The organism is Prosthecobacter sp., from assembly GCF_029946185.1.
Lineage (GTDB): Bacteria > Verrucomicrobiota > Verrucomicrobiia > Verrucomicrobiales > Verrucomicrobiaceae > Prosthecobacter.
In genome coordinates, this window is the sequence record NZ_JAQSEA010000141.1 from 30718 (window position 1) to 39697 (window position 8980).

The 8980-nt window shown below is 56.8% G+C and carries 7 protein-coding genes and 1 pseudogene; 3 read left to right on the forward strand and 5 right to left on the reverse strand.

Annotated elements, in window-relative coordinates:
* Window positions 1-4: 4 nt before the first annotated feature.
* From PSV43_RS12100 to PSV43_RS12115, 4 genes are all read right to left on the reverse strand, one after another.
* Window positions 5-853 (reverse strand): metal ABC transporter permease, encoded by an 849-nt coding sequence (locus PSV43_RS12100; RefSeq protein ID WP_300197169.1) that lies wholly within the window; start codon window positions 851-853, stop codon window positions 5-7.
* A gap of 300 nt (window positions 854-1153) precedes the next feature.
* Complete coding sequence (locus tag PSV43_RS12105; protein WP_300197172.1) at window positions 1154-1954, reverse strand: ABC transporter ATP-binding protein; 801 nt, start codon at window positions 1952-1954, stop codon at window positions 1154-1156.
* On the reverse strand, window positions 1951-2376 hold the full coding sequence (locus PSV43_RS12110; protein WP_300197175.1) for a hypothetical protein: 426 nt from the start codon (window positions 2374-2376) through the stop codon (window positions 1951-1953). The genes PSV43_RS12105 and PSV43_RS12110 overlap by 4 nt, the downstream gene beginning before the upstream one ends.
* Window positions 2377-2674: 298 nt before the next feature.
* Window positions 2675-3601: a metal ABC transporter substrate-binding protein gene (locus PSV43_RS12115; RefSeq protein ID WP_300197178.1), complete on the reverse strand. Its 927-nt coding sequence runs from the start codon at window positions 3599-3601 to the stop codon at window positions 2675-2677.
* A gap of 227 nt (window positions 3602-3828) precedes the next feature.
* Between PSV43_RS12115 and PSV43_RS12120 the strand changes: the two genes are divergently transcribed.
* The 3 genes from PSV43_RS12120 to PSV43_RS12130 all read left to right on the forward strand — a co-directional run bounded on the left by PSV43_RS12120 (window position 3829) and on the right by PSV43_RS12130 (window position 8389).
* Window positions 3829-5775 (forward strand): TonB-dependent receptor, encoded by a 1947-nt coding sequence (locus PSV43_RS12120; RefSeq protein ID WP_300197181.1) that lies wholly within the window; start codon window positions 3829-3831, stop codon window positions 5773-5775.
* A 151-nt stretch (window positions 5776-5926) separates the two neighbouring features.
* Window positions 5927-7417: an exopolysaccharide biosynthesis polyprenyl glycosylphosphotransferase gene (locus tag PSV43_RS12125; RefSeq protein WP_300197185.1), complete on the forward strand. Its 1491-nt coding sequence runs from the start codon at window positions 5927-5929 to the stop codon at window positions 7415-7417.
* A gap of 54 nt (window positions 7418-7471) precedes the next feature.
* The gene (locus PSV43_RS12130) at window positions 7472-8389 is read left to right on the forward strand and encodes a glycosyltransferase family 2 protein (protein ID WP_300197188.1); all 918 of its coding nucleotides are present in this window, start codon (window positions 7472-7474) and stop codon (window positions 8387-8389) included.
* Window positions 8390-8396: 7 nt separating this feature from the next.
* On the opposite strand, the pseudogene PSV43_RS12135 reads toward PSV43_RS12130, so the two are convergent.
* Window positions 8397-8980, reverse strand: a pseudogene (locus PSV43_RS12135) (lysine 2,3-aminomutase); the annotation flags it as partial.

Here is an 8980-nt window from a genome sequence, read left to right on the forward strand (position 1 = left end):
TCAATTACGCCCCCCCCCGCCTCCGGCTAAACAGCCCATACTTCGGACTAAAAACATACGCGATCAGGAAAAACACCCCCAGCACCACAATGATCGTGGCGCTCACGCTCCACCCCAGCGGATACGACAAAAAGAACGCCGTCACCGATCCCACGGCTCCAATAATCCCGCCGCCCCAGAACAACGTCCGCGCGTTGTTCGTCAGCAGATACACCGTCGCCGCCGGAGCCACCATCAGCCCCACGCTCAGAATGCAACCCACCGCCTGCAGCGATGAAATCAGCACCAGAATCGTCACCGCAAACGTCGCATAATTCAAGAGCCGCACCGGCACACCCAGGCTCGCCGCAATGTTCGGTTCAAACAGATAAATAATCAGCGGACGTTGCAGCGCCGTCAGCGTAATCACCGCAATCGCGCTGATCCCAAACGCGATCCACAAGTCCGAATCCGCCATCCCCACGATGCTGCCAAACAGCCACTCATCCAGCTTCTGTCGCATGTCCAGATTCTTCAAAATCAGCACCCCGCCCGCAAACGCCGTCGTGTACAGCACTCCCATCGCCGTGTCCTGATCCAGCCGCGAAGTGCGCGAAAGAAAGATCGAACCCAGCCCCACAATCAGCGCCGCAAAGATCGCTCCCGCCAGCGCGCTCCATTGCGTGAGCCCACCAATCAGCACCGCCAGCGCAATCCCCGGCAGCAGCGAATGCGACAGCGTCCCGATTTTGAGCGCATCCTTCCGCAGCACCACAAACGCACTCACAAACCCATTGGCGAACCCAATCATCAAACACGCCATCAGCGTCCGCTTGGCAATCGGTTCAGCAAGGAAATCAGTAAACGTGGACATCGTAAGTTATGAGGCGTTGATTTTAGTTCTGATCCATCCGCGAATTCCCCTCATTCGCGTTGGAGCGATGGGCAAAACCTACTTCTAGCAAAGAGTGCTTATGGGCAGCCTGTTCATCGCAGAGGGCCTCTGACCACAATCTGGAAAATCTCTGCGGCGTTCCCAACTCTTGCGGTGCAGATCTCCGGCCATTCCTTTGCCCAACCATTCCTTTGCAAAAAAGCAGCGCTCTGTCTCGGAAACCCGTGTCGAAAAAATCTGTCACCGCTGTTGGCCGAAGTTTCATAAATCAGGCATTCCTCAAGCTTGGCTCCCCGCCGCTTCCAGACTGTTATACGCCGCCGCCACATGCGCCGGAGTGAACACCTCCGCCACTGGCCCAAAAGCGACCTGATGCCGACGAATAAGCAGCACGTCATCAAAGTTGCCCGTCACCGTCTGCAGATCGTGATGGCTCGCAATCAAGAGCCGCCCCTCAGCCGTCAGCTCTTTAAACAACCGGCTCAGATTCTCCTGCGCCGGCTTGTCCAGCCCCGTAAAAGGCTCATCCAGCAGCAGCACATGCGCCTCCTGCGCCAGCGCCCGCGCAATGAACGCCCGCTGCTGCTGCCCGCCCGAAAGCGCGCTGATCTGGCGATCCTCTAAATCACACAACTCCATGCTGGCCAGTGCGCGCTCCACAATCTCCGCATCATGCCGCGAATACTGCCGCCACCAGCCCAGATTCGGGTATCGCCCCATCTCAACCAGCCCCCGCACCGTGATCGGAAAATTCCAATCCACATCCCCCCGCTGTGGCAGGTAAGCGATCTCATGGCTGCTCCGCGTCAACGGCTTGCCACGCCACAAGATCTTGCCACTGCCGCCGGGAATAAGGCCAGCAAGGGATTTCAGCAGCGTGCTCTTCCCCGCACCGTTCGGACCAATCAGCGCCATGCTCCGACCACACTCCGTCGCAAAGCTAATCTTCTCCAGCGCCTTCACCTCCTGATACTGCACGCTCAAATCAATCACCTCCAGCCGGTGATGCTGCGTATGCTCACATCCTCCGCCCCAGCAGACGTGCTCCTTCGTATGGACATGGGGAACTGCGGCACTCATTTCCATTCAAAGGTGATGACTTCATCCAGACTCCCAGCAGAAGACCAGCGCGTCTCGCTGCGTGAGGCCAGACTGTCAGGCTCAAGCTCAATCGTGATCGAAGTATCCGGCGTTCCCTCAGCCCAAGTGGCGCTCAAAAAAACATCCACACCATCTTTGACGGAGAGCAGGGCGGTTTGCAGTTCGATGGGCGAGGCCGCAATGTCAGTGATCACTTCCTTGTCAGCAATCTTCACGCTCAACGTCGTCGGCTTGTGCGCATAACGCAGCTGCACCAAGCTCTTCACACTCTGCGATTCCGCAACCTTCGTGGGAGCAGGCTGCGCATGACTCACCGTGCCAGTGAGATGGCTCAACGGCACCGCCAGCACAACGAACGTGAGGGCGAGCAGAAAAATCTGAATGGGCGGGAAACCACGCATGATATCAGGAACGGTTAAAAAGGCGGTACAGGGTGTTCATTAAACCGCAGAGGCTGCACGGACGCAGAGAGGTGTGGTTCATCGGCTTTTCCGTTCCTCTGCGAGCGTCCAATCTCTGCGGTTCATTGTGTGGGAAGATCGGCATTGGGTGAATTCCCGATGTTCAGGCATTTGCATCGCTTCAACAGTGGAAGTGATTCGAGACTTCCGGAGCGTCATAATGCTCTGAAATTTAAACTCCGAACCTCTGAGTTCCTTAGTGACATCTGTGGTGAACTTCATGAACTCGCGTCACACCTCATTTCACAGCAGCAGGAGCCAGTGCCGCCACAATGGAACGGACATTATGCGCCAGCATCGTCTCAAACGTGTGCGCCACCTTCGCCGTACCATCAGCAATCAGCGGCTCACCAATCTTCACACCCGTGCTGCGCGCAATCTCAACCAGCACCTTCGGATTCGCCTGATCCTCTGGAAAGATCGCCTTGATCCCATGCTCGCGGATCTCCTCAATCGTCTCCGCCACATGCTTCGAAGAAGCATCATCACTGCGTCCGATGCCAAGCAGGGAGATAGGCTCAAAACCATATTCCTTGCAGAAATAACCAAAGGCCCCGTGCGCCGTCACCAGCAGGCGGTCCTTCCGATTAACCTTCGCGATCTCCTTCTGCGCCCAGCTCTTCAGCTCTCCAAATCGTTTGCTCGCCGCCTTCGCACCCGCTGAGTACGCCGCCGCATTGGCAGGATCCAAAGCCGCAAGCTCATCCGCCACGATGCGCGCCGCGCGCTTCATGTTCTCAGCGCTGTGCCACCAGTGCGGATCTACGGCACCATGATGGTGATCATCATGATCTTCGTCAGCATCCTTCGCGCCCTCATGATGATGAACATGCTCCTCAAAAGGAATGGAAGGAATCTTCTCACCCACTTCCACCAGCTTCACACCAGCTCCCAGACTGTCCCGCAGTTTATCCAGAAAGCTCTCCAGCCCCTTGCCCGAAGCCAACAGCAACTTTGCACCCCGCATCTCCGCCAAGTCCTTGGGGGCCGGCTCGAAATGATGCACATCCGCACCCGGCTTCAGAATCTCCACCACCTCCACATTCGCACCACCGACCTGCCGAGCGAGATCAGCCAGAAGGGGGTGCAGCGTGGCGACTTTGGTGGCGGCAAAGCAGGGAACTGTGGCAGCCAGAAAACCAAGGGATCGAAGGAGTAGCTTCATAAAACAAAACTAGGGTACGAAATTGAAAATACAAATGATTTGCAATTGCAATCGGTTTGCACATAACTCGGCCAATCATGCAAAGCACTTGCACTAACCGCCGCCGCCTCAGCCTTCCGATTCTCCTCGCCCTCCTTCCAGGGTCTCTTTTTGCTGAATCCGACACAAGAATTCAGCAGGCTGTCCGCCAATCCGCCAGCCTTGAGGAAGAAATTCCTATGGATGAAATGGTAATCACAGCTCCTCTAGACCGCCCGCTCTTCCAGCAAGCCCAATCAGCCTCCATCCTCAGCGGCCAGAATCTCTCACTCGCCCTTGAACCCAGCCTCGGCCAGACCCTGGCCCGCCTGCCCGGCGTCAGCAGTTCCTACTTCGGCCCAGCCTCCAGCCGTCCCATCATCCGCGGCTTGGATGGAGATCGCATTCGCATCCTGCAAAACGGCCTCAACACCATCGACGCCTCCGCCACCAGCGTGGACCACGCCGTCAGCTTCGACACCTCCAACCTCAAATCCGTCGAAGTGGTGCGCGGTCCCGCCACTCTCCTCTATGGCTCGAATGCCATCGGCGGCGTCGTCAATTCAATCGACGGACGCATCGTGGACGAAAAAATCGACGGCACCATCCGAGGGGCACTCAACGGGCGTTACAGCTCCGTGGACAACGGCTACCTCTCCAGCGTCATGGTCGAAGGCGGTTATAAGGGCTTAGCCTTTCACATTGAGTCTTTTACGCGTGCCGCCGAGGACTTTCGCATCCCCGGCAATGCTCGCACCACCAACGAGCAGACCATCAATCCGCTGCCCCCAGGCGAGACCGAAACCAGCAAGATCATGCCCAACAGCAACCTGCGTTCCGAAGGTATAACCAGCGGCCTGAGCTACATCTGGGACAAAGGCTTCGTTGGCTTCGCTTGGACAGAATTTCACACCAACTACGGCTCTCCTGCCGAGGAGAATATCGTCATCGACATGCGTCAGCAGCGGCTGGATGTGCGCGGTGCTTTCTATAAGCCTTTCACTCTCATCAAGGAAATCAGCTACAAGCTCGCTGGCTCCAGGTACCAGCACACCGAGTTCGACAGCGGAGAGACTTCTACTTTGTTCAAAAACAACGGTTACGATGCCCGAGTGGAAGTGAAGCACGAAAAAATCGTCGGGATGGAAGGCGTGGTCGGCTACCAGTCAGACCGCAGTGAGTTCAGCGCCTCAGGGGATGAGGCCTTTCTACCATCAACCATCACGCAGGCTAACGCCGTGTTTCTCTACGAGGATATCCGCCGTGGCCCCATGAGCTTCCAGTTTGGCGGGCGCTACGACCACATCTCAGTGGAGTCACTGAACAGTGCCGCCTTTGGCCCGGCACTGGCACGCACGTTTGACAATTTGAGCGGCTCGGTAGGCATCGTCTTCACCCCGAATGACGAATACTCCGTCGCATTCACCATCAACCGTGCGGAACGCGCACCCACTTATCAGGAGCTGTTTGCCAACGGCCCACACGCAGCCACTGGCGCATTCGAAATCGGCAACCCCAATCTCCAGCAGGAGAAATCAGTGGGTTTTGATCTCAATGTGCGGAAGCGCATCGGCTGGGTCACGGGCAGCATCGGTGGTTACTACAATCGCTTCACCAATTTCATTGGTCAGTTCCCAACCGGAATCGTCCGCGTGGTCGGTGGGGAGAGCTACAACGAGCTGATTTATAAGGCGACAAATGCGGAATTCTTCGGTTCCGAACTGGAGGCCACCTTCCACCTGCTGCATCCCATCACCACCGAGCCGCCCGAGCACCAAAACAACCTGCATCTGCAACTGCGCGCAGACGTCGTGCGTGCGCGTGATACCAAAACAGGCCTCTCACTGCCCCGCATCCCGCCCTTCCACCTTTCCAGCACGCTGATGTTGGAGCGCGGTGCCTTCGGCGCTCGTCTCGAAGGCGTCTATGCCGCTCCGCAAAGCCAGCTGGCGATGAATGAGGCACGGACCAACAGTTACTTTCAGGTCAACCTCTCACTGACCTACCGCATCAAGCAAGGGCCGACCACCATGGACCTTTATCTCAAAGGCATGAACCTGACCAATGAAGACGCACGCGAGCACACCTCCATCCTCAAGGATCGGGTGCCCTTGCCGGGACGCGGATTGGTTGCCGGCCTCAAGGTAACCTTTTGATTGAGTGCGAGGTAGACTAGAGAGGTTGTGATTTATCAAAAGTGATATCCTGAAAGGATTTCTTTTTCAAATGTAAGATAATTATCATAGTATTTGATTGCATCTAAATATGTATTGAGTATAATTTAGGTATTCACTACATTTAAAAGCCATGCCAGCAACCAACTCCAATACCAACATCCTGGGTTCAGGCGCGGCTTTGCAGGCTCTTGAAGCACGGCGTGCGTGGCGGAAAAATGAGCAGGTGTCCCCCCACTTTTGGGTGCTCGTCAGTGTTTTGGGCGATTTGGTGATGGGGATCTTGGCGGCTTATCTGGCTTTTTGGCTTCGATTCCACACGTTCATGCGTGAATTTGGAAATTTCGACTTCATGACGTTTCGGCAGTATGGCGGCCATATGGCATTAGGGAGTCTGTCGCTCATCCTAGTGCTGGGCTGGCAGGACATATATCACAAGAATGTGCTGCTGCGCACCCGCTGGGTGTCTTCCAAGATTGCCAAGGGGGTGCTCGTCTGGACGGCTGGGTTCCTTGCCATCACCCTCGCATTGAAGCTGGAGCCCAGCATTTCCCGTGTCTATGTGATGCTCAATGGAGCGACCGCGCTTCTTCTTCTTCTGGGCTGGCGCACGCTTTTCGTATCATGCTTGCGAGCGCCGGGCCGTATTGAGGCTTTGCAGCAGCGCACCTTGTTTGTCGGCTGGAATGCAGAGGCCGTGGCCTTGTGGAAGACCATGAAGCGGGACCAAACCGGTTCCTTTGACATCATGGGCTGGGTCAGGACGGGAAATACTGAGGATGGCTGTCCTGAGGACGAAGTCGTACCCTGCCTGGGGGATGTTTACGAAGTGGAGCATTTGGTCCGCACCCATGCCGTGGACATGGTCGTCGTCGCAGACTTGCATGGCCCACGCGAACAGATGATCACCCTCGCCAATCTATGTGAGCGTGAAATGATTCAGTTCAAGGTCATACCCTCGTATTTCAGAGTCTTTGTTTCTGGCCTCACCCTTGAAACGATTGCCGGGACTCCGGTGCTGGGGGTCACGCGTCTGCCTTTGGATGACACTCTCAATGTCATGTCCAAGCGCATTGTGGATGTCGTGGGTGCCACGATTGGGCTCGTGCTGAGCGCTCCAATCATTGCATTTTTTAGCACGGTGGTCTGGTTGGAATCACGGGGGGCGGTGTTCTACCACCAGCGCCGCTGGGGTTTCAATGGAGTCCCCTTCGACATCATTAAAATCCGTTCCATGAAAGTGAATGCTGAGTCCGCCAACGGCGCGCAATGGTGCGTCAAAGACGATCCGCGCCGTCTCAAGGTGGGGGCTTTCATGCGCAAGTGGAACATCGACGAACTGCCCCAGTTCTGGAATGTGCTCAAGGGGGAGATGAGTCTCGTCGGCCCGCGTCCGGAGCGTCCTGAACTCATTGCCGGCTTCAAACATCAAATTCCGCACTATAACGCACGTCACCATTCCAAGCCCGGCATGACCGGCTGGGCGCAGGTGAATGGCCTTCGGGGTGACACCGATCTCGGGGAGCGCATCCAGTGCGATCTCTGGTACTTGGAAAACTGGAGCCTCTGGCTGGATCTCCAGATCATGCTCCTGACCTTCTTCAAGCGGGAAAACGCTTATTGAGGATTGAGTCGGATTGAGTGAAATTGCGACTATCTAGGGCTCTGCCATCCTCCCATGCCGCTGTTCACGGTCTTTACGCCCACCTTCAATCGAGCCCACACGCTCCACCGCGTGTTTGACAGCTTGCAGGCGCAGACCACTCGCGATTTCGAATGGCTGGTGATCGATGACGGTTCCACTGACGACACCGCGGCCTTGATGGCTCGTTACCAAAGCGAAGCGGGTTTTTCCGTGCGCTATCTGCGGGAGCCACATCGTGGCGCACACTATGTGCATAATCTCGCACTGCGGGAAGCCCGGGGCCAGCTCAGCATCAAGCTCGATTCCGATGACGGCTGTGTGCCGGAGGCTCTCGCACGCCTGAAGCATCACTGGGAAAGCATTCCTGCAGACAAGCGCGACTCTTTTTCTGGAGTCACGGCCCTATGTCGGGATCAAAATGGCCAGCTCGTCGGTTCACGTTTTCCATCCGACCCGCTCGACTGTTCCGCTGCCGAACTGGAGTACCGTCATAAGGTGCGCGGAGAGAAGTGGGGCTTTGTGCGCCTGGATGTGCTTCGCCAATTCCCTTATCCCAAGGATGTGTCCGGCAACTTCATCCCCGAGTCCTATATCTGGTGCCAGGTGTCAAAGCATCATCAGACCCGCCATATCAACGAGGAACTGCGTATCTACTGGATGGATGCGCCCTCCTTGGTTCATGGCCCCGCCAGTCCTCGCACCAATGCCGAAGGGCATCGCCTCATGTTCAAGATGGTGCTCGATCTCGAAAGCGGCTGGTTCTTCACCGCCCCGCTGCGGCTGCTGCGGGCTGCCGCGCAGTACAGCCGGTTTGCCTTCCTGAGCGGCGTCGGATTGGTGCCGCAGTTTAGCGCTTTGAAATCGCTCGGTGGCCGCCTGCTCTGGCTGACGGCGATGCCGGTCGGTTTTGCATTGTGGCGGCGGGATTGTCTGAGATTTCCTCAGGCTTGAGGAGCTTTCACCGCCGCACCAGCGCGGGTTCGGGATACTCAAAAGTCTTGCCTTCGTAGTTGCGGATGACCACGCGTTGTTCGTCGCGGACCAGCACGTAATCAGGATTGAGCGGCACTTTACCGCCGCCGCCGGGGGCGTCGATGACGAACTGGGGAATGGCGTAGCCGGTGGTGTGTCCGCGCAGTTGTTCGATGATGTCGATGCCATCAGCCACGCTGGTGCGCAGGTGGGAGCTGCCTTGGATCAAATCACACTGATAGAGGTAATAGGGGCGCACACGGCACATGAGGAGCTTGTGCACGAGGCTCTTCATTACTTCGGCGTTGTCGTTCACACCGCGCAGCAGCACGCTTTGATTCCCCAGCGGGATGCCGTGGTTGGCTAGCAGGGCCAGTGCGTCGCGCACTTCGGTGGTGAGTTCGCGCGGGTGGTTGGTGTGAATGCTCAGCCACAGCGGGTGGTGCTTTTGCAGCATCTTGCAAAGTTCGGGCGTGATGCGTTGCGGCACGAAGATGGGCACGCGGCTGCCAATGCGGATGAATTCGATGTGCTTGATGGCGCGCAAACGTGTGAGCATTGCGTCGAGCT

What these genes read in the sequence shown, in the direction of transcription:
- PSV43_RS12105 (WP_300197172.1), bottom strand. Translation starts at nt 1,954, where the DNA reads ATGAGTGCCGCAGTTCCCCATGTCCATACGAAGGAGCACGTCTGCTGG.
- PSV43_RS12125 (WP_300197185.1), top strand. Translation starts at nt 5,927, where the DNA reads ATGCCAGCAACCAACTCCAATACCAACATCCTGGGTTCAGGCGCGGCT.
- PSV43_RS12110 (WP_300197175.1), bottom strand. Translation starts at nt 2,376, where the DNA reads ATGCGTGGTTTCCCGCCCATTCAGATTTTTCTGCTCGCCCTCACGTTC.
- PSV43_RS12120 (WP_300197181.1), top strand. Translation starts at nt 3,829, where the DNA reads ATGGTAATCACAGCTCCTCTAGACCGCCCGCTCTTCCAGCAAGCCCAA.
- PSV43_RS12130 (WP_300197188.1), top strand. Translation starts at nt 7,472, where the DNA reads ATGCCGCTGTTCACGGTCTTTACGCCCACCTTCAATCGAGCCCACACG.
- PSV43_RS12115 (WP_300197178.1), bottom strand. Translation starts at nt 3,601, where the DNA reads ATGAAGCTACTCCTTCGATCCCTTGGTTTTCTGGCTGCCACAGTTCCC.
- PSV43_RS12100 (WP_300197169.1), bottom strand. Translation starts at nt 853, where the DNA reads ATGTCCACGTTTACTGATTTCCTTGCTGAACCGATTGCCAAGCGGACG.